Origin of the sequence: Shewanella sp. SG44-6 (assembly GCF_014164185.1) — a bacterium.
GTDB lineage: Bacteria > Pseudomonadota > Gammaproteobacteria > Enterobacterales > Shewanellaceae > Shewanella > Shewanella vesiculosa.
The window spans coordinates 1-336 of sequence record NZ_JACJER010000348.1 but is presented as its reverse complement, the minus strand read 5'-3'; the positions used below and the strand labels follow the sequence as shown (position 1 = coordinate 336).

Below are 336 nucleotides of genomic sequence, written 5' to 3'. Positions count from 1 at the left end.
TAAGCCAAATGGTTAGTACTGCCATTGTCCGGTTTATTTTGGTTCATCACCAACCTCACAGGCTTTGGCATGATGATTAACAGCCATTACGCCATCAATATTCACCCCATAACCTCGGCTTATCACCCCAGGTTTATAACCATGTTGGCGTAATAACTCAATTAAATAAATCACTGTGGGGGTTTTACCACTGCCACCAGCGGTAATATTACCGACCACTATCACAGGCACGGGTAAAACTTGTGCCTGTTTAAGCCCAAAACGAAACAGTCCACGGCGAATAGTAGATATGAGCCAAAATAAACCGGACAATGGCAGTAATAACCATTTGGCTTG

Annotated in this window: 1 pseudogene; it reads right to left on the bottom strand. The window is 43.5% G+C overall.

Annotation, left to right across the window (positions count from 1 at the left end):
* Window positions 1–39: 39 nt before the first annotated feature.
* A pseudogene (locus tag H5185_RS22535) lies at window positions 40–336 on the bottom strand (tetraacyldisaccharide 4'-kinase); the annotation flags it as partial.